At 63.1% G+C, this 24,151-nt stretch carries 23 protein-coding genes; 9 read left to right on the top strand and 14 right to left on the bottom strand.

Annotation, left to right across the window (positions count from 1 at the left end):
* Positions 1–50 precede the first annotated feature (50 nt).
* The 4 genes from ACF8GB_RS02430 to ACF8GB_RS02415 all read right to left on the bottom strand — a co-directional run bounded on the left by ACF8GB_RS02430 (position 51) and on the right by ACF8GB_RS02415 (position 5,125).
* Positions 51–686, bottom strand: coding sequence for a TetR/AcrR family transcriptional regulator (locus tag ACF8GB_RS02430; RefSeq protein WP_078477823.1), 636 nt, complete (start codon positions 684–686; stop codon positions 51–53).
* On the bottom strand, positions 686–2,278 hold the full coding sequence (gene gshA / locus ACF8GB_RS02425; protein WP_145253835.1) for a glutamate--cysteine ligase: 1,593 nt from the start codon (positions 2,276–2,278) through the stop codon (positions 686–688). The genes ACF8GB_RS02430 and gshA overlap by 1 nt, the downstream gene beginning before the upstream one ends.
* Before the next feature lie 139 nt (positions 2,279–2,417).
* Positions 2,418–2,801 (bottom strand): PaaI family thioesterase, encoded by a 384-nt coding sequence (locus ACF8GB_RS02420; RefSeq protein WP_058637078.1) that lies wholly within the window; start codon positions 2,799–2,801, stop codon positions 2,418–2,420.
* Positions 2,801–5,125: a Tex family protein gene (locus ACF8GB_RS02415; RefSeq protein ID WP_058637079.1), complete on the bottom strand. Its 2,325-nt coding sequence runs from the start codon at positions 5,123–5,125 to the stop codon at positions 2,801–2,803. The genes ACF8GB_RS02420 and ACF8GB_RS02415 overlap by 1 nt, the downstream gene beginning before the upstream one ends.
* Before the next feature lie 216 nt (positions 5,126–5,341).
* Between ACF8GB_RS02415 and ompR the strand changes: the two genes are divergently transcribed.
* Positions 5,342–6,082 carry a two-component system response regulator OmpR gene (gene ompR, locus ACF8GB_RS02410; protein WP_058637080.1) on the top strand — a complete coding sequence of 247 codons (741 nt, stop codon included), beginning with the start codon at positions 5,342–5,344 and terminating at the stop codon, positions 6,080–6,082.
* A gap of 13 nt (positions 6,083–6,095) precedes the next feature.
* The gene (locus tag ACF8GB_RS02405; RefSeq protein WP_058604725.1) at positions 6,096–7,409 is read left to right on the top strand and encodes an ATP-binding protein; all 1,314 of its coding nucleotides are present in this window, start codon (positions 6,096–6,098) and stop codon (positions 7,407–7,409) included.
* An 84-nt stretch (positions 7,410–7,493) separates the two neighbouring features.
* On the opposite strand, the gene rimK is transcribed toward ACF8GB_RS02405, so the two are convergent.
* Together rimK and ACF8GB_RS02395 are read right to left on the bottom strand one after the other, a co-directional pair.
* Positions 7,494–8,399, bottom strand: coding sequence for a 30S ribosomal protein S6--L-glutamate ligase (rimK, locus tag ACF8GB_RS02400; RefSeq protein WP_027914119.1), 906 nt, complete (start codon positions 8,397–8,399; stop codon positions 7,494–7,496).
* Positions 8,396–8,878, bottom strand: coding sequence for an ATP-dependent zinc protease (locus ACF8GB_RS02395; RefSeq protein ID WP_023535750.1), 483 nt, complete (start codon positions 8,876–8,878; stop codon positions 8,396–8,398). Before ACF8GB_RS02395 ends, rimK begins: the two co-directional genes overlap by 4 nt.
* A gap of 109 nt (positions 8,879–8,987) precedes the next feature.
* On the opposite strand from ACF8GB_RS02395, the gene ACF8GB_RS02390 reads away from it, so the two are divergent.
* On the top strand, positions 8,988–9,389 hold the full coding sequence (locus tag ACF8GB_RS02390; protein ID WP_058604726.1) for an RNA-binding S4 domain-containing protein: 402 nt from the start codon (positions 8,988–8,990) through the stop codon (positions 9,387–9,389).
* Positions 9,390–9,413: 24 nt separating this feature from the next.
* Here ACF8GB_RS02390 and ACF8GB_RS02385 read toward each other — a convergent pair whose 3' ends face one another.
* Positions 9,414–10,208, bottom strand: coding sequence for a phosphatase PAP2 family protein (locus ACF8GB_RS02385; RefSeq protein ID WP_392526496.1), 795 nt, complete (start codon positions 10,206–10,208; stop codon positions 9,414–9,416).
* Between the two features lie 105 nt (positions 10,209–10,313).
* Here ACF8GB_RS02385 and hslO point away from each other — a divergent pair, with 105 nt between their 5' ends.
* The 3 genes from hslO (at position 10,314) to ACF8GB_RS02370 (ending at position 13,507) form a co-directional block, all read left to right on the top strand.
* Positions 10,314–11,213, top strand: coding sequence for an Hsp33 family molecular chaperone HslO (hslO, locus tag ACF8GB_RS02380; RefSeq protein ID WP_392526495.1), 900 nt, complete (start codon positions 10,314–10,316; stop codon positions 11,211–11,213).
* A 179-nt stretch (positions 11,214–11,392) separates the two neighbouring features.
* On the top strand, positions 11,393–12,934 hold the full coding sequence (locus ACF8GB_RS02375) for a phosphoenolpyruvate carboxykinase (RefSeq protein WP_023535742.1): 1,542 nt from the start codon (positions 11,393–11,395) through the stop codon (positions 12,932–12,934).
* A gap of 135 nt (positions 12,935–13,069) precedes the next feature.
* Positions 13,070–13,507: a thioesterase family protein gene (locus ACF8GB_RS02370; protein ID WP_196185997.1), complete on the top strand. Its 438-nt coding sequence runs from the start codon at positions 13,070–13,072 to the stop codon at positions 13,505–13,507.
* 50 nt (positions 13,508–13,557) lie between these two features.
* Here the strand turns inward: ACF8GB_RS02370 and ACF8GB_RS02365 are convergent, their stop codons facing one another.
* The 3 genes from ACF8GB_RS02365 to fdhD form a co-directional block, all read right to left on the bottom strand.
* Positions 13,558–14,037: a glycine zipper domain-containing protein gene (locus tag ACF8GB_RS02365; RefSeq protein ID WP_058605994.1), complete on the bottom strand. Its 480-nt coding sequence runs from the start codon at positions 14,035–14,037 to the stop codon at positions 13,558–13,560.
* A gap of 195 nt (positions 14,038–14,232) precedes the next feature.
* Positions 14,233–16,578: an FdhF/YdeP family oxidoreductase gene (locus ACF8GB_RS02360; RefSeq protein WP_326383682.1), complete on the bottom strand. Its 2,346-nt coding sequence runs from the start codon at positions 16,576–16,578 to the stop codon at positions 14,233–14,235.
* A gap of 5 nt (positions 16,579–16,583) precedes the next feature.
* Positions 16,584–17,414: a formate dehydrogenase accessory sulfurtransferase FdhD gene (fdhD, locus tag ACF8GB_RS02355; RefSeq protein ID WP_058637086.1), complete on the bottom strand. Its 831-nt coding sequence runs from the start codon at positions 17,412–17,414 to the stop codon at positions 16,584–16,586.
* A gap of 191 nt (positions 17,415–17,605) precedes the next feature.
* Here fdhD and lysM point away from each other — a divergent pair, with 191 nt between their 5' ends.
* Positions 17,606–18,046, top strand: a complete 441-nt coding sequence (gene lysM / locus ACF8GB_RS02350) for a peptidoglycan-binding protein LysM (protein WP_196121388.1) — start codon at positions 17,606–17,608, stop codon at positions 18,044–18,046.
* 59 nt (positions 18,047–18,105) lie between these two features.
* Here lysM and yrfG read toward each other — a convergent pair whose 3' ends face one another.
* Complete coding sequence (yrfG, locus tag ACF8GB_RS02345; RefSeq protein WP_058605998.1) at positions 18,106–18,768, bottom strand: GMP/IMP nucleotidase; 663 nt, start codon at positions 18,766–18,768, stop codon at positions 18,106–18,108.
* Positions 18,769–18,831: 63 nt separating this feature from the next.
* On the opposite strand from yrfG, the gene nudE reads away from it, so the two are divergent.
* Both nudE and cysQ read left to right on the top strand, forming a co-directional pair.
* The gene (nudE, locus tag ACF8GB_RS02340; protein ID WP_058605999.1) at positions 18,832–19,398 is read left to right on the top strand and encodes an ADP compounds hydrolase NudE; all 567 of its coding nucleotides are present in this window, start codon (positions 18,832–18,834) and stop codon (positions 19,396–19,398) included.
* Complete coding sequence (gene cysQ, locus ACF8GB_RS02335; RefSeq protein WP_392526494.1) at positions 19,395–20,213, top strand: 3'(2'),5'-bisphosphate nucleotidase CysQ; 819 nt, start codon at positions 19,395–19,397, stop codon at positions 20,211–20,213. Before nudE ends, cysQ begins: the two co-directional genes overlap by 4 nt.
* 254 nt (positions 20,214–20,467) lie before the next feature.
* Here the strand turns inward: cysQ and ACF8GB_RS02330 are convergent, their stop codons facing one another.
* Genes ACF8GB_RS02330 through ACF8GB_RS02320 form a run of 3 tightly spaced genes read right to left on the bottom strand, consistent with a single transcriptional unit; the run spans position 20,468 to position 24,137 of the window.
* On the bottom strand, positions 20,468–20,923 hold the full coding sequence (locus ACF8GB_RS02330) for a YiiD C-terminal domain-containing protein (RefSeq protein WP_182139393.1): 456 nt from the start codon (positions 20,921–20,923) through the stop codon (positions 20,468–20,470).
* Positions 20,923–22,326 (bottom strand): sigma-54 dependent transcriptional regulator, encoded by a 1,404-nt coding sequence (locus ACF8GB_RS02325; protein WP_182139392.1) that lies wholly within the window; start codon positions 22,324–22,326, stop codon positions 20,923–20,925. Before ACF8GB_RS02325 ends, ACF8GB_RS02330 begins: the two co-directional genes overlap by 1 nt.
* The gene (locus ACF8GB_RS02320) at positions 22,323–24,137 is read right to left on the bottom strand and encodes an ATP-binding protein (protein ID WP_058605940.1); all 1,815 of its coding nucleotides are present in this window, start codon (positions 24,135–24,137) and stop codon (positions 22,323–22,325) included. The genes ACF8GB_RS02325 and ACF8GB_RS02320 overlap by 4 nt, the downstream gene beginning before the upstream one ends.
* Positions 24,138–24,151 lie beyond the last annotated feature (14 nt).

The raw sequence follows: 24,151 nt of genomic DNA, 5'->3' as shown, positions 1-24,151 counted from the left end.
GCCCCCATTGAAAGCATCGCGATGGTTCAGCCGGTGGTAGATGTATAGGTTCAGCTCGCCTTGCGCGGTGGCAGGAAGGGCGGCAGATAGAGGGACATATAGGCTTCGAACACACGCATGCCTTCTTCGGCCATGCGTGGGGTGATCTGGTCGAACAATTGCATCGACCGGGCATAGACCCGGTCGCTCAGCTCCATGGCCAGGGCGAACACGTGTACATCGTCTGGCAGGCTCGGCAACTGGAAGTGCCGGTCGAACAGGCGGTGCATCAGTTCGCCCAGTTCCATATCGTGTCGGCGGTCGGCCTGCACCACTTCACTGAGCCCATGCTGGGCCAGAATCAGCTGCCTGGCCGCGGCGTCCTGGTGATAGATGTCCAGCATGCGCTGTTCGATCAGCCGGGACAGCTGGTGCCAAGTGGTGAGCGCGCTGCTGTCGATGGGCGCGCTGAGGGCTTCGCGAAATGCCCGGTGAACGTCAGCAGTCAGGGCTTCGAGCAGCGCAGGCACGCTGGCGAAGAAGTGGTAGACCGACGACGGCGGGATTTGCGCGCGCTCGGCCACGCTGTAGATCGACAGGCCAGCCACCCCGCCCTCTGCCAGGAGCTCGCGGGCAGCTGCCAGGATCGCTTCGATCCGGGCCTGGCTGCTGGCGCGCGGCTTGCGCGCTGAGGTGTTGCGGGTCATCAGTTGCTGATTGCCAGGATACTGGCCTGGTAGGCGCCCACGAAGGTGTCGAACTCGCCCACTTCTTCCTGTTCCATCTGGGATTGCTTGGCCAGGGACTCGCGCGCCTGTGTTTCGAAGGCCTGCTGCTGGTCGGGGCTCAGGGGCTGCTCGCGCAGTGTCTGGGCGTGGAGACGACTTTGCCGCAGCGAGAACGCGATGAAACTCTCGTCATGCTCGGTCATGCGCGCCAACACTTGGGCCGATGGGGTCAGCTCAGGGTCGTCGACTTTCGCCTGCTGGGCTTGCAGGGCCTGCACGTGATCATCTCCGCCCTGGGCCTGGTCGAGCAGGTTGGCCAATTGACCGATCTGAGCAATCAACTCGCTGGCCCAGTCTTTGAGAGGTACAGGCTGCCCATCACGCTGCAACTTCAGGCCTGGACGCCGGCCTTCTTTGACCACGCTCAGGAAATTGCTGGTGCACTGGCTGCATTCGTTGTTGTTGAGCTGCGGGCTGTCGTCCAGCGCGCAGAACAGCAGAAACGCATCGAGAAAGCGTGCCTCGGTGAGGTCGATGCCCACCGGCAGGAGCGGGTTGATGTCCAGGCAGCGCACCTCCACGTACTGCACCCCGCGGGAGGTAAGCGCCTGGATTGGGCGCTCGCCTGAGTAGGTCACCCGCTTGGGACGGATGTTGGAGTAGTACTCGTTCTCGATTTGCAGAATGTTGGTGTTCAGCTGTACCCACTCGCCATCGACATGGGTGCCAATCTCCACATAGGGTGGGTACGGCGTGCCCACCGCCTTGCGCAGGCTGTCGGTATAGCTGGCCAGGTTGTTGTAGCAGGGCGTCAGGCCCGCCTGGGCATTGCTCTGGTAGCCCAGGTCGCTCATGCGCAGGCTGGTGGCGTAGGGCAGGTAGAGGGTTTCGCCATCGAGCTCTTCGAGCTGATGGGCGCGACCCCGCAGAAAGCCCTTGTCCAAGGCGGGCGAGGCGCCGAACAGGTACATGAGCAGCCAGCTGTAGCGACGGAAATTGCGGATCAAGGCAATGTAGGCGGCCGATTGGTAATCCCGTTCGTTCTCAGTGCTGCCTTCGGCTTCGCGCAGCAATGGCCACAGGGCCTCGGGCAGCGAGAAGTTGTAATGGATGCCGGCGATGCACTGCATGGTGCGGCCGTAGCGCAGGGCCAGGCCCTTGCGATAGACATGCTTGAGCTTGCCGATGTTGGAGGTGCCGTACTCGGCGATGGGGATATCTTCTTCAGCCGGCAGCGAACACGGCATCGACGGGCTCCACAGGTACTCATCGCTAAGCTTGGTATAGACGAACCTGTGAATCTGCTCGAGGTTTTCCAGCACCGCAGCGGCGTCAGGCAGCGCGGGGGTGATGAATTCAAGCAGTGATTCGGAATAATCGGTGGTGATCTGTTCGTTGGTCAGCGCCGCGCCTAGTGCTTCAGGGTGCGGTGTCTGGGCCAGACGGCCACTGTCTGTCACGCGCAGGCATTCGCGCTCAATGCCGTGCAGACACTGCTTGAGCAAGGGGAGATTGGCGCCGAGCAAGCTCAGGCGGCGGTTGAGGAGTGTGCTCAAGATGTATTCCTTCACGCGTCAGTCGCCCCAATATGGGGGTAGAGAGGACGGTCTACAAGGGTAGGTGGAAGGGAACGGGCGTTGTCGCCTGGTTTACCGCGGCCCCAGCAGTGCGCGCGCACTGCCGAAATTACCGCAGATAGTGCTTTGTGAGCTAGAGAGCGACGAAGGTTCCTTGCGCCTTGGCCACCAGCTTGTCGCCCTGAACTACGTCAGCGTCGACCACCAGCGTGCGCTTCCCTGCGTGCAATACCCGAGCGGTGCATAGCACCTCGCCATCGCTGACGGCGCGCAGGTAGTTGATCTTGCATTCGAGGGTGACGCTCTGCTGCTCGAAGCCGTGGCTGGACGAGCAGGCCAGCCCCATGGCGATGTCCACCAGGCTGAAGATCGCCCCGCCATGAAGCTTCTGGCCCCGGTTGCGCAGGTGCGGCGCCACCGCCAGGCTTACCTCGGCAACGCCCGCTTCCAGGCGTTGCAGGCTGCAGCCCAGCAGTTGGCTGAAGGCGCTTTGTACGTACTCCGGCGCCACGTCCATCACTTCTTCTTCAACTGCTTGGCGTTGGCGAACAGGGCAGCCATGGCGTTGTTGGCCGGCGCTGCAGTGGCGGTCTCGCGCTGACGGGGCGCCGGTTGCTGACGGCCACCCCCCTGGCCACGTCCGCCACCCCGGTTGCCTTCGACCTTTTCGCCCGGCGTGTCGCTCATGCGCATGGACAGGCCAACACGCTTGCGCGGAATGTCCACTTCCATGACCTTGACCTTGACCACATCGCCAGCCTTGACCGCTTCGCGTGGGTCCTTGACGAACTTTTCCGACAGCGCCGAGATGTGCACCAGCCCATCCTGATGCACGCCGATATCCACGAACGCGCCGAAATTGGTGACGTTGGTCACTACGCCTTCCAGGATCATCCCAGGCTCCAGGTCCTTGAGGTCCTCGACCCCGTCCTGGAAGGTGGCCGTCTTGAACTCCGGGCGCGGGTCGCGGCCAGGCTTGTCCAGTTCCTGCAGGATGTCGGTCACCGTGGGCAGGCCAAAGGTTTCGTCGGTGAACTTCTTCGGGTCCAGGCGCTTGAGGAAACTGCTGTCCCCGATCAGCGAGCGGATGTCCCGGTCGGTATTGGCAGCGATGCGCTGCACCAGCGGGTAAGCCTCGGGGTGAACGGCAGAGGCGTCCAGCGGGTTGTCGCCGTTCATCACGCGCAAGAAGCCTGCGGCCTGCTCGAAGGTCTTCTCACCCAGCCGGCTGACCTTCTTCAAGGCCGCACGGGTGGCAAACGGGCCGTTGGCATCACGGTGGGCCACGATGTTCTGTGCCAGGGTCGTGTTCAACCCCGAAATACGCGTGAGCAGGGCGACCGACGCGGTGTTCACGTCCACGCCGACGGCGTTCACGCAATCCTCGACGACGGCGTCGAGGCCGCGTGCCAGCTTCACTTGCGACACGTCGTGCTGGTACTGGCCCACGCCGATGGACTTGGGATCGATCTTGACCAGCTCGGCCAGTGGATCCTGCAGGCGACGTGCAATCGAGACCGCGCCACGGATCGACACATCCAGGTCGGGGAATTCCCGAGCCGCCAGCTCCGATGCCGAGTACACCGAGGCGCCGGCTTCGGAGACCATGACCTTGGTGATCTTCAGGGCAGGGTACTGCTTGACCAGGTCAGCCACCAGCTTGTCGCTCTCGCGGCTGGCGGTGCCATTGCCGATGGCGATGAGCTCGACCGAATGCTTGGCGCACAGCGCAGCCATCACCGAAAGCGTGCGGTCCCATTCGTTTCTGGGGGCATGGGGATACACGGTTGTGTAGTCGAGCAGCTTGCCAGTGGCATCGACCACGGCGATCTTGCAGCCTGTGCGCAGGCCAGGGTCGAAGCCCAGCGTGGCGCGCGGGCCGGCAGGCGCTGCCAGCAGCAGGTCATGCAGGTTGTGGGCGAAGACGTTGATTGCCTCACCCTCGGCATTGTCGCGCAGTTCCCCGAACAGGTCGGTCTCCAGGTGGGTGTAGAGCTTGACCTTCCAGGTCCAGCGCACCACTTCGCCTAGCCATTTATCGGCCACGCGGCCGCGGTTCTCGATGCCGACGTGCTCACCGATCATCAATTCGCACGGGTGCAGGGTACCCGGCAGCTCTTCGCCCACTTTCAGCGAGGCGCTGAGCACGCCTTCGTTGCGCCCGCGGAAGATCGCCAGCGCGCGGTGCGACGGCGCGCTGCGCAGCAGCTCGTCATGGGCGAAGTAGTCGCGGAACTTGGCGCCTTCTTCTTCCTTGCCGGGCACCACGCGCGCGCTGAGCACCGCTTCCTGCTTGAGGAAGCTGCGCAGTTTGTCGAGCAGGGCTGCATCTTCGGCGAAACGCTCCATGAGGATGTATTTGGCTCCCTCCAGCGCAGCCTTGACGTCTGCCACGCCCTTGTCGGCGCTGACAAAGCGCGCCGCTTCGCTTTCCGGGGCCAGGGACGGGTCGGCGAACAGGCTGTCGGCCAGCTCGCCCAAGCCAGCTTCCAGGGCGATCTGGCCCTTGGTGCGGCGCTTTTGCTTGTAGGGCAGGTAGAGGTCTTCGAGGCGCGTCTTGGTGTCGGCCAGCTTGATCTCGCGCGCCAGTTCCGGCGTCAGCTTGCCTTGCTCCTCGATGCTGGCAAGGATGCTGATGCGGCGCTCGTCGAGTTCGCGCAAGTAGCGCAGGCGCTCTTCCAGGTGGCGCAGCTGGGTGTCGTCCAGGCTGCCGGTCACCTCTTTGCGGTAACGGGCGATGAAAGGCACGGTAGAGCCTTCGTCCAACAGGCCCACGGCCGCCTCGACCTGTTGTGGGCGTACGCCCAGTTCCTCGGCGATACGGCTGTTGATGCTGTCCATGTAAACCACCTGACGTTCTTGAATACGGAGTCGCCGGTGGGCCTTTCGCCCGGCGGCGCTGGATGAAAGCGGCGCATTATACCCATCGCAAACGGCTTGCGGTGATGGCCTGGCGCCAGTTGGAAGTGGCGTCCCGGGAAAAATCTGCTAACAATGCTCACGGCACGCGTTGCAGCGGCTACGCCATAATGCGCAGCGATACCAGAGGAGTAATTCATGACCGGCACGCCAACTACCGCTGAAGGTGAAAAAATTCTGATCGTCGACGACGATCCAGGGCTCAGCAGCCTGCTTGAACGTTTCTTCACCAGCAAGGGTTATCGTGCCCGCGCGGTCCCCAACACCGAGCAGATGGACCGCCTGCTCCAGCGTGAAGTGTTCAACCTGGTGGTGCTCGACCTGATGCTGCCGGGCGAAGACGGCTTGTCCGCCTGCAAGCGCCTGCGCCAACAGAACAATCAGATCCCCATCATCATGCTCACGGCCAAAGGTGACGAGCTCAGCCGCATCAAGGGCCTGGAACTGGGCGCCGACGACTACCTCGGCAAGCCGTTCAACCCCGACGAGCTGATGGCCCGGGTCAAGGCCGTGCTGCGTCGCCAGGCACCTTCGGTGCCCGGTGCGCCGGGCAGCGAGGACGAGTCGGTCACCTTCGGCGACTACGAGTTGTCCCTGGCCACTCGCGAACTCAAGCGTGGCGACGAAGTGCACATGCTCACCACGGGCGAATTCGCCGTGCTCAAGGCCCTGGTGATGCATGCCCGCGAACCGTTGACCCGCGACAAACTCATGAACCTGGCACGCGGGCGTGAATGGGATGCGCTGGAGCGCTCCATCGACGTACAGATCTCGCGCCTGCGCCGCATGATCGAGCCAGACCCGTCCAAACCGCGCTACATCCAGACGGTATGGGGTGTGGGCTATGTGTTCGTACCGGATGGAAACGCCGGCAAATGACGCTGCTGCCTAGATGAAGACGCCGCTGTGGTTTCCGCAGAGTTTCTTCGCGCGCACCTTGTGGCTGGTGCTGATCGTCGTCCTGTTCTCCAAGGCGTTGACCCTGGTCTACCTGCTGATGAACGAGGACGTTTTGGTCGATCGGCAGTACAGCCACGGCGTGGCATTGACCTTGCGCGCCTATTGGGCGGCCGATGAAGAGAACCGTGACCAGATCGCCGAGGCGGCAGGCCTGATCCGGGTAACCGGTGCTGGCGTACCGGAGGGCGAGCAGCACTGGCCCTACAGCGAAATCTACCAACGGCAGATGCAGGCCGAGCTTGGCGAGGACACCGAGGTACGGCTGCGCATCCATGCACCGCCTGCCTTATGGGTCAACGCGCCCAGCCTGGGCCCGGGCTGGCTGAAAGTGCCGTTGTATCCCCACCCGTTGCGCGGGCAGAAAATCTGGAACGTGCTGGGCTGGTTCCTGGCCATTGGCTTGCTGTCCACTGCCTCAGCCTGGATATTCGTGCGTCAGTTGAACCAGCCGCTCAAACGCCTGGTGTTCGCCGCGCGCCAGCTTGGCCAGGGGCGCAGTGTGCGCCTGCCGGTCAGCGACACGCCCAGCGAAATGACCGAGGTGTACAAAGCCTTCAACCAGATGGCCGAGGATGTCGAGCAAGCCGGGCGCGAGCGCGAGTTGATGCTGGCTGGCGTCTCCCACGACTTGCGCACCCCGCTGACCCGGCTGAGACTTTCACTGTCCTTGCTCGGCAGCGACAGTGAGCTGAGCGACGACATGGTGCGCGATATCGAAGACATGGACGCCATTCTCGACCAGTTCCTGGCGTTCATTCGCGACGGGCGGGACGAGCCCCTCGAAGAAGTCGATCTTGGCGCGTTGGTGCGTGAAGTGGTCGCACCCTACAACCAGCCCGAGGAACGTGTTCGCTTGTGCCTGGAGCCCATACCGCCGTTTCCATTGCGCCGGGTGTCGCTCAAGCGCATGTTGGGCAACCTGATTGGCAATGCCCTGCACCATGCGGGCAAGGGCGTCGAGGTTGCAGCCTATGTCTCGGGGGACGAAAGCGCCCCGTATGTGGTGCTGAGCGTGCTTGACCGAGGGGCAGGAATCGACGAATCCGAGCTCGAGACCATCTTCAACCCGTTCATTCGGGGTGACCGTGCCCGAGGCGGCAAAGGCACCGGGCTGGGCCTGGCCATCGTCAAGCGAATCGCCGCCCAGCATGGCGGCAACGTCGAGCTGCGCAATCGTTCTGGGGGCGGTATCGAAGCGCGGGTACGGTTACCCTTGGGGCTGCTATTGCCGCGCAACGCTGTCTGATCGCAAGTCTGGCACTGGCGTGCTTCCAGGGGCCGATCAGCCACCGAGGAAGCAGGCTGGCCTGGTAGGCAGCCAGCGGGGCGATCAGCCCTTGCCCTTGGTTCGGGTCTGGTTGGGCCCGCCGTTCTTCTCCAGGTGTTCGAAAATCATGCCGGCTACGTCCTTGCCGGTAGTCACCTCGATGCCCTCCAGCCCCGGTGACGAGTTGACCTCCATTACCAGTGGGCCGTGGTTGGAGCGCAGAATGTCGACGCCGGCCACGCTCAAGCCCATTACCTTGGCTGCGCGAATAGCCGTCATGCGCTCTTCCGGGGTGATCTTGATCAGGCTGGCAACCCCACCACGGTGCAGGTTGGAGCGAAACTCGCCGGGTTTGGCCTGGCGTTTCATCGACGCGATTACCTTGTCACCCACCACGAAGCAGCGGATATCAGCGCCACCGGCTTCCTTGATGTACTCCTGGACCATGATGTTCTGCTTGAGCCCCATGAAGGCTTCGATCACAGATTCGGCTGCCTTGGTGGTTTCGCACAGCACCACGCCAATGCCTTGGGTGCCCTCGAGGACCTTGATCACCAGCGGGGCGCCGTGGACCATCTGGATCAGGTCCGGAATGTCATCGGGCGAATGGGCGAAGCCGGTTACCGGCAAGCCAATGCCGCGGCGCGACAGCAATTGCAACGAGCGCAGCTTGTCGCGCGAACGTGCGATGGCGACCGACTCGTTGAGCGGGTACACCCCCATCATTTCGAACTGGCGCAGCACAGCGCAGCCATAGAAAGTGACAGAGGCACCAATGCGCGGGATGACTGCATCGAACCCTTCCAGTGGCTTGCCGCGGTAGTGAATCTGCGGCTTGTGGCTGGCGATGTTCATGTAGGCCCGCAGGGTATCGATCACCACCATCTCGTGACCACGCTGGGTACCGGCTTCGACCAGGCGGCGGGTGGAATACAGACGCGGATTACGCGAAAGCACAGCGATCTTCATGCAGCACCTGTCAAGGTAGTGTGGGTGGCCGGAAAGGCAGGTTTGTCTTGTACGTACTTCAGGCCCGGATTGACGACCAACTGGCCGTGAATCAGGGCCTTGGAACCCAGCAACAGGCGGTAACGCATGCTCTTGCGGCAAGCCAGGGTAAATTCGACAGCCCATACCCTGTCACCCAACGCGAGCGTGGTGCGAATGACATAACGGGTTTGGGCGTGGCCATTGGAGCTTCGAATGGTTTTCATGCTCACCAGCGGCGCCTCGCAGCGGCGATGACGCAATTGCACGATCGAACCCAGGTGCGCAGTGAATCGGACCCACGGCTGGCCATTGCGTTCGAAAGGTTCTATCTCGGTGGCATGCAGGCTGGAGGTGCTGGCGCCGGTGTCGATCTTGGCGCGTAGCCCTGCCACGCCCAGCTCGGGCAAGGCTACCCATTCCCGCAGGCCAATTACAGTCAGATGATCAAATGTCTTCACGAAACGCACCCAGCGGATGAGAGAGTGAACTGTAAGCATGGCGGGGAATTTTTGCATCCGATGCTTACGGTAGTACAGTTCCCCCAATCACGGAATTCGAGGTATCGGGATGGCACAGAAAGTCGAAGATGACGACAAGGTTCGCCTGGACAAATGGCTGTGGGCGGCGCGTTTCTACAAGACGCGCGCGCTGGCCAAGGCGGCCATCGAAAGTGGCAAGGTGCATTGCCGTGGCGAGCGATGCAAACCGGGCAAGGAGCCGCGGGTGGGCGATGAATTCGTCCTGCGTACGGGCTTCGACGAGCGCACGGTGGTGGTAAAGGCGCTGTCGGCCGTACGCCGCGGTGCACCGCAAGCGCAGGCCCTGTATGAAGAAACCGAAGAAAGCGTGCGCCGGCGCGAGCAGGCTGCGGCGCTGCGCAAGGCCGGTGCCACCGGTGTCACCACCGATGGGCGGCCGACCAAGAAGCAGCGCCGCCAGATACATCAATTGCACGGAAGCTTCGAGTAGCCGGGGCCGCCAGGCGGCCTGGGCTTAGCGCAGCACGGCCATCCGACCGACCAACGGCAACCTGCCCAGCAGCCTGAACAGCGGGGCGGTCCAGCGCACCAGCGCAGCACTGCTTCTGGCCGCCAGGGGCGTGTACAGGCTCCAGCCCAGAGCCAGCACCGCCATCAACAGGCCGCCGATGTAATCATCCTGGCCCCAGTGTGCGCCAGCGACCAGGCGTGGCAGCATGAACAGCACCGCCAGCCCCCAGATCACCAGGTACTGCCCGACGCGGCGACTGAAGACGCTCATGAACAACGCCCAGATGAGCAGTACCGAAGCATGATCGCCCGGGAAGCTCTTGCTGGAACGGTCCTTGAGCTCCCAGGTTGCCTCCAGGTGTGGGTAGTAGTCACTCAGGTGCACGGCGCCATCGAGCATCATCGATGGGCTGTTGTGTTGCCAACCGGCAGCGTCGACCCACTTGGAAAACAGTGCTCGAATCACCACTAAGAGCAGTAGCGTGACCAGAAAGCCGAAAAATGCCTGGCGAACCTGGGCGGCCTTGAACACCCAGTCGCCCCGGATCAGCGTGGCCAGCAGGATCAGGCCGACGACGATGTCGAACGGGCGCAGGCTGCCAACGGTCCAGATGTAGCGCCAGGCGGTGCTTTCAGCCAGCGGTGCGTTGAGGCTGTGGAACAGCCATTCGTCGAATGTCAGGCACAGCATCTGGCCAACAGGCCATAACCAGAAACACAGTAGCGCGATGGGCAGTAGCGTACAGGCTACCAATGGCCCCCGGGACCACCTCGCTTGGAACAGTGGTCGATTGTCCATAAGATACCTCGATCTCCTAACGGGAATGAGCGCCCGAAACGCTCGACGACGGGATTGCAAATCCCGGCAATTATCTTGTCATTATTTTCAGATAGCCAGACAACCATGAGCGATTTGCCAGATACAGATTTCACCCAACGTTTCATCTTCGACGAGCGCGATGTGCGCGGCGAGTGGGTGTCTCTCGATGACAGCTACGCCGCGGTGTTGGCGCGTCACGAGTACCCGGCGCCGGTCAAGACCTTGCTCGGCGAGCTGATGGCCGCCACCGCGCTGCTGGTCGGTGCCCTCAAGTTCGACGGCCTGCTGATCCTGCAGGCGCGCTCGGAAGGGCCTCTTCCATTGCTGATGGTCGAGTGCTCCGGGGACCGAGACATCCGCGGCATGGCCCGCTACGAGGCCGACCAGATTGCAGCCGATGCCACCCTGTCCGAGCTGATGCCAGGCGGGCACCTGACGCTGACCATCGATCCGGTCAGGGGCCAGCGCTACCAGGGCACTGTCGAGCTCGACGGTGCCGACCTCTCGGAATGCTTCACCAATTACTTCGTGCAATCCCAGCAGCTGAACACTCGGTTCTGGCTGCACGCCGAGGCGGGCAAGGCCCGTGGCCTGCTGCTGCAGCAGCTGCCGCGCGACCGTCAGCCCGACGACGAGGAACGTGAAGACAGCTGGCAGCATGTAGTGGCCCTGGCCAAGACCCTCAAGCCGCAAGAGTGGGCCGAAGCCAACGAAACCCTGCTGCACCGCCTGTACCACGAAGATGCCGTGCGCCTGTTCGACGTCCAGCCCCTGCGCTTCAACTGCAGCTGCTCGCGCGAGCGTTCCGGCAATGCGCTGGTAAGCCTGGGTGAAGCCGATGCCAAGGCGTTGGTAGAGGAATGCGGGGGTACGGTGGAGATCGACTGCCAGTTCTGCAATGAGCGGTATTTCTTCGATGCCAGCGATGTCGCACAGCTCTTTGCGGGCGGCGGCACGGACTCTGCCTCAGAAACTCTTCACTGAAACGTTTCACTACAGGAGATTCTCCTGTCGAATTGCGCAAAAGCTCGGTTCTGACAGGAGGGGCCTACTTTTTTTGGGCGTTTCTGGCATAATCCGGCCACTTTTTTCGCTGTAGTAGTTTTTCTGAAACGACTACAAAACGTTTGGAGCACTCGGCCTCGGGCCGGATGGGGTATCTCATGACGCAAGCCAACAACACCGTGTACACCGACCTGAGCGTCGATGAGCTGGTAAAAGAAGCGCTGCAACGCGGTGAAGGTGTACTAGCCGACACGGGTGCACTGGTCGTGGAGACCGGCCACCGTACCGGCCGTTCCCCGGCTGACCGTTTCATCGTCGAAGAACCTTCCACCCAGGACGCCATTGCCTGGGGCCCGATCAACCGCAAGTTCCCGGCCGACAAGTTCGATGCCCTGTGGGACCGCGTCGAGGCGTTCAACAACGCCCAGGATCACTTCGTTTCCTACGTCCACGTAGGGGCGGCGGCCGAGCACTACCTGCCAGTCAAGATGACCACCCAGACGGCCTGGCAGAACCTGTTCGGGCGTTGCCTGTTCATCAACCCGGAGCAGTTCAACCCGGCTGGTCGTGGCGAGTGGCAGATCCTCAACGTCGCCAACTTCGTCTGCGAGCCTGAGCGTGATGGCACCAACTCCGATGGTTGCGTGATCATCAACTTCGCCCAGAAGAAAGTGCTGATCGCTGGCATGCGTTACGCTGGCGAAATGAAGAAAGCCATGTTCTCAGTGCAGAACTTCCTGCTGCCGGCTGCCGACGTACTGCCAATGCACTGCGCGGCCAACATCGGCGAAGAGGGTGATGTCACCCTGTTCTTCGGTCTGTCCGGCACCGGCAAGACCACGCTGTCGGCCGACGAGAGCCGCTACCTGATCGGTGACGACGAGCACGGTTGGGGTGAAGGTGTCGTCTTCAACATGGAAGGTGGCTGCTACGCCAAGTGCATCGACCTGTCCGAGAAGAACGAGCCGGTCATCTGGAAAGCCATCAAGCATGGCGCCGTCCTGGAAAACGTCGTGCTCGATGCCAACAAGCACGCCGATTACAGCGACGTCAGCCTGACCCAGAACAGCCGCGCCGCCTACCCGCTGGAACACGTGGCCAAGCGCTCCGAGGCTAACCTGGGTGGTGAGCCGAACGCGGTCATCTTCCTGACCTGCGACCTGACTGGCGTACTGCCGCCCGTATCGATCCTGAACAACGAGCAGGCGGCCTACCACTTCCTGTCCGGCTACACCGCGCTGGTCGGTTCCACCGAAATGGGCTCGGGCGGCGGCATCAAGTCGACCTTCTCCACCTGCTTCGGCGCGCCGTTCTTCCCGCGCCCTGCTGGTGAGTACGCCGAGCTGCTGATCAAGCGCATCAACGGCTTCAACTCCAAGGTCTACCTGGTCAACACCGGCTGGACGGGCGGTGGCTACGGTGTGGGCAAGCGCTTCAGCATTCCGACCACCCGTGCCGTGATCGCTGCCATCCAGAGCGGCGCGTTGGTCGGTGCTGAAACCGAGCACCTGGACATCATCAACCTGGACGTGCCGAAGTCGGTACCAGGCGTCGAGACTGACCTGCTCAACCCGCGCACCAACTGGGCTGACAAGGCTGCCTACGACGAAGCCGCCAAAGGCCTGGCCAACCTGTTCATCGAAAACTTCAAGAAGTTCGATGTATCCGACGCCATCAAGGCTGCGGGTCCTCAGCTGTAAGCTGAAGCAGGTTGTAGTAAAAGAGCCGCCCTTCGGGGCGGCTTTTTGCTGGGGGCTTCAAAAGGGTTAATTCGATCAAACGGCTCATTTTCTGGTTCACTGTGTACACCCAATGTGAAGCCGTGAGCCCGCCCGATGATCCAGCCTCCCCAGCGCACTGCCTTTTCCCACGTGCATCCGATCCTGACCCGCGCGCAAGACAACGACGCCAACGGCCATATCGCCGGCTCGACCGTGCATGCGTACTTTGAAACGGCCATCCATGCTTTTCTGATTGAGCACGCGGAACTGGACCTGCGCGACGGCGAACTGGCGGCGTTTGTGGTCAGCTCGGCGGCAGACTTCTACGCCCTGCCGGGCTTTCCGGACGTACTGGAGGTGGCGCTGGGGGTGACGCGTCTGGCTGGGAGCACCGTGGAGTACCGGCTGGCGCTCTATCGCCATGGTGAGGCCCAGGCTTGTGCGGCGGGGACGGTGGTGCAGGTGTTCATTGACCGTGCCAGTGGCCAGCCGGTAGTGCTACCGGCGCAATTGGCGGCGAGGTTAGCGGCGCTTGCAGAGCGGGCTCAATAAAAACCCCGCCATCAAGGCGGGGTTCTATGCGCAGCGGCTACCCTGACTCATCAAGGGTGGCGATGGCGGCCGTGCTTGCGGTGGCCATAATGGTGACCACGGTCCCAGTGACGACGGTCGTCGTAGTCGCGGCGGTAGCGGCGATGGTCGCGGCGATCATCCTGATCGGCCTTGTTGCCCATGTAGTTGCCCAGGGCACCGCCTGCGCCACCGCCAGCGGCTGCACCGATGTAACTGCCGGTGGTGCCACCAACGCTACGGCCTACTACGTTGCCGCCTGCTGCGCCGAGCGCACCGCCGATGGCCGCTTCGCCGCGCTGACGCTTGTCGGCGCCGACCGCACTGCCGGCGGCGCCGCCCAGGCCTGCGCCAATGGCGCCGCCAGTGCTACCACCAATGGACTGGCCTACGACTGAGCCCAGTACCCCACCCAATGCGCCGCCAATGCCGGCCTCGGTGGAGCCGCCTGCCATGGCAACGCCGCTGAGCAAGCCAAAAGACAACAACAGAATCGAGGAGTACTTCTTCATTCAAGAGAGCCTCAAAGGGATGACGAGGCGAATGTGCTTCTATCTGCATCCAGTGGCAACGAATATCCGACGAATTGCACGGGTTGTACACAATTCGTCAACTCATTGATTTATAAGTGAAACTTTATCTTTTTCCTGCGGTCTTATGCTCTTGTGACAGAGCCCTGATCCTGCATTGGACCAGGGCTTTTTCATTCAGAGAATTCGTCCGTCGTCCTCGGCGCGTACCAGCTTGATGGCAATGAACTTGGACGTTGGCGTGTGGCTACCCTCGCCAATGCTCTCCAGCGGTACCAGCGGATTCACTTCTGGATAATAGGCCGCTGCCTGCCCGGCAGGTATGTCGAACGCCAGGAGGGTAAAGCCGCGCACTCGGCGAACATGCTCATCCCCCCACAGTGAAACGATGTCGACCTTCTGACCAGGCTTGAAGCCCAGCCGAACGATGTCGGCTTCGTTGGCGAACAACACGTCGCGCTGGCCGCGCACGCCTCGGTAACGGTCGTCCAGGCCATAGATGGTGGTGTTGTACTGATCGTGCGAGCGCATCGATTGCAATACCAAGTCCGGCACCTGGCCGCTGGCACGCACGCGCTCGTCGAGCAGCGAATCTGGCAGCAGGTTGGCTTTGAAGTTGGCGCGGCCATTGGCCGTGGCCCACTCACGCCGGCCGGCGCTATTGCCCAGGTAGAATCCCCCAGGCTGCCGCATGCGCTGATTGAAATCAGAGAAGCCTGCAATGGTGTCGGCGATCAGAGCCCGAATACGGTCGTAGTCGGCCACCAGCCATTGCCAGTCCACAGGGTGTTTGCCCAGGGTGGCAGCAGCGATGCCAGCGATGACCGCGGGCTCAGACCGCATCTGCCGGGACAGTGGCTTGAGCTGGCCGTTGGAGCCGTGGACCATGCTGAACGAGTCTTCGACGGTGACCGCTTGAGGCCCGTCCGCTTGCATGTCGATGTCGGTACGGCCCAGGCAAGGCAGGATAAGCGCCTGCTTGCCGTGAACCAGGTGGCTGCGGTTGAGCTTGGTGCTGATGTGCACGGTCAGTTCGCAGTTGCGCAGCGCTCGCGCGGTGCGCTCGGTGTCAGGCGTGGCCTGGGCGAAGTTGCCGCCTAGTCCGATGAACACCTTGGCGTGCCCCTGGAGCATGGCATGGATGGCCTCGACGGTGTTGTGCCCGTTCTTGCGCGGCACCGGGAAGCCGAAGCGCGCTTCGATGGCGTCGAGCAGGGCGGCCGGCGGACGCTCGTTGATACCCATGGTGCGGTCGCCCTGCACGTTGCTGTGACCGCGAACCGGGCACAGCCCGGCCCCTGGCGCGCCGATGTTGCCGCGCAGCATTTGCAGGTTGACCAGTTCCTGGATGGTCGGCACCGAGTGACGGTGCTGGGTGATGCCCATGGCCCAACACATGATCACGCGCTGGCTCCGGCAGTACATGCGGGCGGCCAGTTCGATGTCTTCGAGTGCCAAGCCCGCCTGCTGCTGGATATGCGCCCAAGGCGTGGTATCGACCACCGCCAGGTAGTCGTCCAGGCCATGCCCGTGCTCGGCGATGAAGGCGTGGTCGAAGACCGCCGGCTCACCCTTGGCCTGCGCCTCACGCTCCCATTGCAGGGCGAACTTGGCCATGCCCCGCAGCATGGCCATGTCGCCACCCAGGGCCGGGCGGAAGAACGCGGTATTGGTGGGGCGGTCGCTGTTGGTCAGCATCTCCAGCGGGTTTTGCGGGTGCTGGAAGCGTTCCAGGCCGCGCTCCTTGAGCGGGTTGATGCACACCACCTGCGCACCGCGTTTCACTGCATCGCGCAGCGGGTCCAGCATGCGCGGGTGGTTGGTGCCCGGGTTCTGGCCCCAGACGAAGATCGCGTCGGCGTGCTCGAAATCCTCGAACGTGACGGTACCCTTGCCTACCCCCACGCTCTGCCCCAGCGCCACACCGCTGGCCTCGTGGCACATGTTCGAGCAGTCCGGGAAGTTGTTGGTGCCGTAGGCGCGCACGAAGAGCTGGTAGAGGTACGCCGCTTCGTTGCTGGCGCGCCCGGAGGTGTAGAACTCGGCCTGGTCAGGGCTTGCGAGCTTGTTCAGCTCTCGGCCGATGAGGGCGAACGCGGCGTCCCAGCTGATGGGCTGGTAGCGATCAGTGGCGGCGTCGTACACCATCGGCTCGGTCAGTCGGCCTTGGTACTCCAGCCAGTAATCGCTTTGCTGCAGCAACGAGGTGACGCTGTAGCGGGCGAAGAATGCAGCGTCCACGCGGCGTTTGGTGGCTTCCCAGTTGACCGCCTTGGCGCCGTTTTCGCAGAACTTGACCATGCCGCTTTCAGGCGAGTCGCCCCAGGCGCAACCTGGGCAGTCAAAGCCGCCGTTCTGGTTGGTCTTGAGCAGGGCACGGATGTTCTTCAGCGGGTTGTCGCTGCCAACCCAGGCTTTGGCCACGCTGCGCAATGCACCCCAGCCGCCGGCAGGGCCGTGGTAGGGCTTGTAGCGAGGAGAGGAGGCTGGGGCGTTTTTCGGAATAGGCTGGTACGAGGTCACGGCTGTTACGACTCCGCCGCCGGGCTGTAGACCCGCGGTGCGCTGTGTTTGGGCAAATGAATGAGGTTGAGGTTGTGCCTGCGTGCCCATTGCAGGGCCAGGCCCGTAGGCGCCGACAGGCTGACCAGGGTCTGGATGCCGGCACGCAGCACCTTCTGGATCAATTCCAGGCTGCAACGGCTGGTGACGATGGCCAGGCCGCCGTCGCTGTCGATACCCTGACGCAACAGTGCGCCAATGAGCTTGTCGAGGGCGTTGTGCCGGCCAATGTCTTCGCGGCCCAGCAGCAGTTCGCCATGGCGGTCCATGAACAAGGCCGCATGCACGGCGCCGCAGTGCTGGCCCAGCGGCTGAAAGGCGTCGATCCGCTGGCGCAGGCCGACCAGCCACTGGGCAGGGGGCAACGGTGCGCCCGGCAATTTGGCCAGGTCCGGCAGCGCCTGCTCCAGGGCTTCGACGCCGCACAGGCCACAGCCGCTGGTGCCGGCCAGTTGGCGGCGTTGGTTCTTCAGGTTCCAGAAGGCGCGGCTGGAGATTTCCAGGTCTGCATACATCGAAGCGCCGCTTCCCGACAGTTTGACGTCGTAGATTTCGGCAGTGCTTTCAACGATGCCGCTGCCCACACTGAAGCCAACGGCAAAATCTTCCAGGTCGGTCGGGCTGACGAGCATGACGGCCTGGTTCAGGCCGTTGTACACGATCGCCAGGGCGACTTCTTCGGCCAGTGGCGTGCTGCCGGGCTGGCCATCGCCGAGCTGGACGTAATCATAGGTAGTGCTGGCGGCGGGCATGGCTAACGGTAACGAGGCCGCACACAGCGGTGGCTTGCTGTTCATCCAGGCGTGCTCTTGATCGGCGACGGGCGCCGGCTTACTGAGGCTACAAGCCTAGGCTTGCCTGCCGGCGACGTCTAATTGCTAGGGTCTATGCCGTGATAGACCGCGTCGATAGGTCGCAGTGCGATGACCGATTGAGTCTTGGCCCAGACTTCATTGTCCAACGGTTTCACATCAACAAGGAGAGCGTCATGAGTCTATTCAGCTTTGTGAAGGAAGCAGGCGAGAAGTTGATCGATCTGCTGACCCCCGGCAATGCCGAGGCCGAGGAGCAGTTGAAGAAGCACGTCGAAAACGTCGGGTTGGGTAACCCCAACATCACTGCCACCGTGGAAGGCGACAAGGTGACCCTCAAGGGCGAGGTGGCCAGCCAGGAAGAGAAAGAGAAGATCATTCTGGCAGCCGGCAACATTGAAGGCGTGGCCAGCGTCGACGACCAGATCACCGTCACCGGCCCCGTAGCCCAGGCGGCGCGCTTCGTGACCGTGGAGAAGGGCGATACCCTCAGCGCCATCTCCAAGAAGGTCTACGGCGATGCCAACAAGTACCAGAAGATCTTCGAGGCCAACAAGCCCATGCTGTCGGATCCGAACAAGATCTATCCGGGCCAGGTGCTGCGTATTCCCGAGTAACCGATAGGCCCATCCAGAGGCTTGTCACCGCAACTCGCGCCCATGGCGCGGGTTTGCGTTCAAAGACCGTTCAGCAATTCCCGATAGTCTTCGACAGCTGCGAACTCTGCGGTGTCTCGAGGCTGCGCCTGGCTGTCCGGCTGGCGCACCGCCAGCAAGTGGCCCACGCCGAATTGCCGGGCACTGCGCAAGATGGGCAGCGTGTCGTCGATGAACAGGCTGCGGGCAGGTTCAAAGCCGATATCGGCCTGCAAGGCATCCCAGAACTGCGGGCTCTCCTTGGGAAACCCGTAGTCGTGGGAGCTGATCATGCGGTCGAAGTAGGGTGCCAGTTCGATGCGTTCGAGCTTGAGCGAGAGTGAATCGCGGTGTGCATTGGTGATCATGATCACCCGCTTGCCTGCCTGGCCGATCGCGGCCAGAAAGGTATCGGCATCGGGCCGCAAGGCGATCAGGTCGGCGATTTCGCGCTTGAGCTCGCGGATCGGCAGGCGCAGCTCACGGCTCCAGAAGTCCAGGCAATACCAGTTCAAGGTACCGGCGTTGCGCTCGAACAGCGGCTCGAGTTCCAGCTGCGCCATCGCCCGGCTCACGCCGTGCAGCTCTGCATAGCGCTGCGGCAGGTGCTCCAGCCAGAAGCGGTTGTCGTAGTGCAGGTCGAGCAGTGTGCCATCCATGTCCAGCAGGACGGTATCGATGGCGGACCAGGGAAGAACAGGCATGGGAAACTCTCGTTCGGTCGGCAAGCCACGGTATAGTAACCCGTTCACGCCAAGGAGCCCCCCATGCGCCAGAAACCTACCGTCCTCAGCCGCGAGATCGTCGCCAGCAGCCGCCTGTTCCGAGTTGAGGCCGTCGAGTTGCGCTTCAGCAACGGCGTGGAACGCACCTACGAGCGGCTGGTGGGCCGGGGCAATGGCTATGGTGCGGTGATGATCGTGGCCATGCTCGATGCCGAGCACGCTGTACTGGTGGAAGAGTACTGCGGCGGGACTGACGAATATGAACTGTCGCTACCCAAGGGCTTGATCGAACCGGGCGAGGACGTGCTGGCGGCAGCTGACCGGGAGCTCAAGGAAGAAGCCGGCTTTGGTGCACGGCAACTGGAGCACCTGACCGAGCTGTCCCTGTCCCCGGGCTACATGAGCCAGAAGATCCAGGTGGTACTGGCCACCGACCTGTATGAGGAACGGCTTGAGGGCGATGAGCCGGAGCCGATGGGCGTGGACAAGGTCAACCTGCGGGAGCTGTCGGCCTTGGCCATGCACCCGCAGTTCAGCGAAGGGCGAGCGCTGGCTGCCTTGTACCTGGCGCGTGACCTGCTGATCCAGCGCGGGGTACTGGCACCATGAACGATCAGCAATTGATGCGGGACGTGGTGGCGTTGGCGCTGTCGGCGGGCGAGGCGATCCTGCCGTTCTGGCGCGCTGATGTGGCCGTCGTCAACAAGGCCGACGACTCGCCCGTCACGGCTGCCGACCTGGCAGCACACCAGGTGATTGCAGAGGGCTTGCAGGCCCTGGCCCCGCACATTCCCGTCCTGTCCGAAGAAGACTGCGATATCCCGTTGGCGGAGCGCCAGACGTGGCGCCGTTGGTGGTTGGTCGACCCGCTCGACGGCACCAAGGAGTTCATTGCCGGCAGCGAGGAGTTTACGGTCAACATTGCCTTGATCGATCAGGGCGAGGTGGTGTTCGGGGTAGTATCGATGCCCACTTCGGGGCGTTGCTACTTTGGAGGGCGGGCACTGGGTGCCTGGCGAGCGGAGCGGGGTGAAACCGCGCAGGCCATCCAGGTACGCGCCATCCCGCCTGCCGGGTCGCCGTTCACCGTGGTTGCCAGCCGCCGACACTCCAGCCCTCGGCAAGAGGCTTTGCTGAACGGGTTGAGTGCTGCTGTGGGGCCGCTTGAGCTGGTGTCGGTGGGCAGTTCACTGAAGTTCTGCCTGTTGGCCGAAGGCAGCGCCGACTGCTACCCACGCTTGGCGCCGACCTCCCAGTGGGACACGGCGGCCGCCCAGGGTGTGGTCGAGGGTGCCGGGGGCGAGGTGATTGAGGTCGACGGCCAACCCTTCCGCTATCCGGCGCGCGAATCGTTGCTCAATCCCTACTTCCTTGCCCTGCCGGCGGGGGCCCGTTGGCGAGAGGCCTTGCTTGGGCTTGTTTGACTGGCGAGGATAAGTGTGGCTTTAGGGATTGAAATTGTTCATGGGTAGAGGACCGAAGGGGCCGCTTTGCGGCCCATCGCGGCCGGTCCGGCGCCCCGGCAAAGCCGCTTCCATCCGAGAAATCGATAGCCTTTTTTAATGCACGGACCCGCAGGCAAATGCGGTCTTTGTGGGAGCGGCCTCGTGCCGCGATGGGCCGCGAAGCGGCCCCAGTTCCCGGTTTCAATCAAGACCGCCAATTGGCCGCCCGCCGCTCACCTGTGCAACACATACTGCCCGCTGAACATCACCGCCACTTCATCACTGCCCACATTGCTCACCGTTGTTTCCAGCGTCAGCCGTGCCCGCCCACGCCGCTGATACATTGCCAGGAATCGCGACCAGGCCTTCTCGTCCGGAGCAGCGCAACTGGCCACGGCAGCGCCGGTAACCGGCAGCGGGTAGCTGATCTGCCCTTCCTGAATGACGATGTGCCCATCATCGATGCCCAGTTCCTTTAGCCGCAGGTGCAACCAGCCCCAGCCGGCCAGTACCGCTGCGCAGTAGAGGCTGCCGCCGAACATGGTGTTCTTGTGGTTGACGTTGGCGGCCAAGGGCAGTTGCAGGCGCAGGGTATGCTGTTGCCAGTCCAGTACCTCCAGGCCCATGTCCCGGGTCAATGGAATATCGGAGTGAAGCACTGTCTGCAGAGGGTGAATCGGTTTGCTCATCAACGGGTTTCCTCATGGTCGTCATGGCCACCGCCGCCGCCTTCGAAGCTCAGGCCATGCTTGCGCAACTTGTCGTGCAGCGTCTTGCGTGGAACACCCAGCGCTTCGGCCAGGCTACGCAGCGAGCCGTGCGGCTGAGCCAGTTCGGCCGTGATCAACGAGCGCTCGAAGTGCTCGACCTGCTCGCTCAGGTTGCCGGTGACGGGGGCGGGAGCGTGGGTTGCAGGCGGCGCCTGGCCATCGAGCGCCAGTTCCAGCCCGAGGGCGAAGCGTTCGGCCGCGTTTTGCAGTTCGCGCACGTTGCCCGGCCAGTCATGACGCAGCAGCAAAGCCCGTTGCGCGGGTTGCAGGGCGTGCGGCCCCAGGCCATGGCGCTGACTGGCGGCATCGGCGAAATGCTGGAAGAGCATCAGGATGTCGTCGCCACGTTCGCGCAGCGGCGGAATGCGCAAGGGCGCGACGTTCAGGCGGTAATACAGATCGGCGCGAAAACGCCCCTGGTCGGCGGCCTGGCGCAAGTCTTCCTTGGTGGCGGCGATGATGCGGATGTCCAGCGGTATCAGCTGATTGCCACCCAACCGCTCGACGACGCGCTCCTGCAGCATGCGCAACAGCTTTACCTGCACATCCAGGCTCATGCTTTCGATTTCATCGAGGAACAACGTACCGCCATTGGCAAATTCGAATTTGCCGATGCGGCGTTTTTGCGCGCCCGTGAAGGCGCCGGGCTCATGGCCAAACAGCTCGCTCTCGACCACCGATTCGGCCAAAGCGCCAGCGTTGATGGCCACGAAGGGCCCGTCCCGGCGGCTCGACAGGTCGTGCAGGGCGCGGGCGACCACTTCTTTGCCAGCCCCGGTCTCACCAAGGATCAATACGTCGGCTCGCGTGCCGGCGAGTGCGCCGATCTGCTCGCGCAGACGCTGCATGGCCGCAGACTGGCCCACCAAACGTGTGGCCAGTTGCTGGCGGTCGCTCAATGCCATGCGCAGGCTGCGGTTCTCCAGCACTAATTGGCGCAGTGCCAGGGCGCGGCGCACGCTGTCGAGCAGGGCGTCGCTGGCGAAGGGCTTTTCCAGGAAGTCGTAGGCACCGGCGCGCATGGCTTGTACCGCCAACGGGACATCGCCGTGCCCGGTGATCAAAAGCACCGGTAGCTCGCTGTCCAGGCCATGCAATTGCTCAAGCAGCTGCAGGCCATCGATACCCGGCATGCGGATATCGCTGACTACAACGCCTGGCCAGTCTGCCGGGATACGCTCGGCCAGGCCATGGGCATCGGCCAATGCCACGACCTTGAGCCCGGCCAGGTCCAGCGTCTGGCTCAGGGCCTGGCGCAGGTGTGCGTCGTCGTCGACCAGGATCACCTGGGCGCGACTGTCGATCAGTGTTTCGGGGCTCATGCCGAAGAATCCTCTGAATTGGGCAAGGTGGCACCCGGTGGGGCTACGCGCATTTTCAAGGTCAGCAACGCACCGCCCTCGGGGTGGTTGGCCAGCAGCAGCTCACCCCCTAGGGTGCGCATCAGGCTGTCACATATGGCCAGGCCCAAGCCCAGCCCCTGGGTGCGGGTCTTGGTGGTGAAAAAGGGCTCCATGGCATGCTCCAGTGCCTGACGGCTGAAGCCGGGGCCGTTGTCGCGAATGGAGAGATAAACGCAATCGTCCTGCTGTTCGGCACTTATCCACAGCCGGCGCGGGTTGGCCTTCTCGGTCAACGCGTCCAGGGCATTGGCCAGCAAGTTGCCCAGTACCTGGCGCAGGCGGGTTTCGCCCGCCTGTACCCACAGCGTGGCTTCCGGCAGGTCGCGCACCAGCTCAACCGCCATTGCCCGGCGACGTTTGGCAAGCAGGGCCAGGGCGTCGTCCAGGGCCGGTTGCAGGGCTACGCTTTCTGGAGCGTGGCGGTCGCGGCGGGCAAAGGCACGCAGGTGGGCAATGATCGAGGCCATGCGTCCGGTCAGCTCGCCGATCAGTTTCAGGTTGCCGCGCGCGTCTTCGGTACGTTGGTGGTCCAACAGGATCTCGGCGTTTTCGGCATAGCTGCGAATGGCTGCCAGGGGCTGGTTGAGCTCATGGCTGATACTCGCCGACATGGTGCCCAGCACCGACAGCTTGCCTGCCTGCACCAGTTCGTCCTGGGCCCTCACGGCCTCCTGCTGGGCATTCTCGCGTTCGAGCACGGCGCTTTTGAGGCGCGCATTGAGCCCTTCGAGGTCGGCGGTACGCTCGGCCACCCGCTGTTCGAGTTGCTGGCGCCCGCGGGCCTCGAAATCGATGCGGTCCATATAATGACGGCGCCGCTGCATCACCAGGCCGGTCAGCAGCACGATGACCAGCAGAGCGCCGGCACCGATGGCCGTGACCGTCTGCGCGGAGCGGTCCACCAGGATGCGCGGCGCAAGTATGCTGACCTGCCAGCCGGTTTCTGGAATGGCCCGGGTCTGGGTGATCCAGGCATCGTCACTGATCACCAGCGGCTGGGGGGCCTGGGTTGGGTACGGCTGGATGGCGATGATGGCCTGGCGCTCGGCTGCGGTCAGCGGCCGGGTAGCGCGAAAACGCCACTCCGGGCGTGACGTGAGGATGACCACGCCGTTGTGATCGGTCAGCAACAGTTGCTCGGGCGTGCGGCCCCATAAGGTCTCGGTATGATCGAGGTCAACCTTGACCACCAGCACACCGACGGTGCGTTCGCCGTCGCGCACGGCGGCGGCGAAGAAATAACCCCGCTTCGCGGACGTTGTGCCCTGGCCGAAGAAACGACCGAGGTGCCCGGCCATGGCTTCGTTGAAGTAGGGGCGAAACGCGAAGTTGCGCCCTACGAAGCTGTCGTGTTTGTCCCAGTTTGAGGCCGCCAGGGTATTGCCGCTGACGTCCATGAGGTACATCACCTCGGCGCCGGTCTGCTGCACGATGTTTTTCAGCAGGCGGTTGGCATTGGTGACCGCTTCCAGGCGAAACGGGTCGGCCAGCACCCCGCGCAGGGCTGGCAAATCGCCAAGGATCTGCGGCAAGGTTTCATAGCGGTGCAGCGTGCCCAGCAGGTTGGCGACATACAGGTCGAGGGTCTGCCGGTTCTGCGAGGCCAACTCTTGCCGGTAATAGCGCTCAGCCAGGTGATGCAGCGGCCATAGCAGCGGCACCAGGCACAGCGCCAGTAAAGCCAGGCTGCGCCAGCGAGGGCGGCGAGGAGGTGTGTTCTTGGCGATCATCACATCATTGCGTC

This window comes from Pseudomonas sp. xss_4, assembly GCF_043104125.1.
Taxonomy (GTDB): domain Bacteria; phylum Pseudomonadota; class Gammaproteobacteria; order Pseudomonadales; family Pseudomonadaceae; genus Aquipseudomonas; species Aquipseudomonas parafulva_B.
The sequence above is the reverse complement of the archived record's forward strand: the minus strand, read 5'-3'. Positions and strand labels throughout refer to the sequence as shown.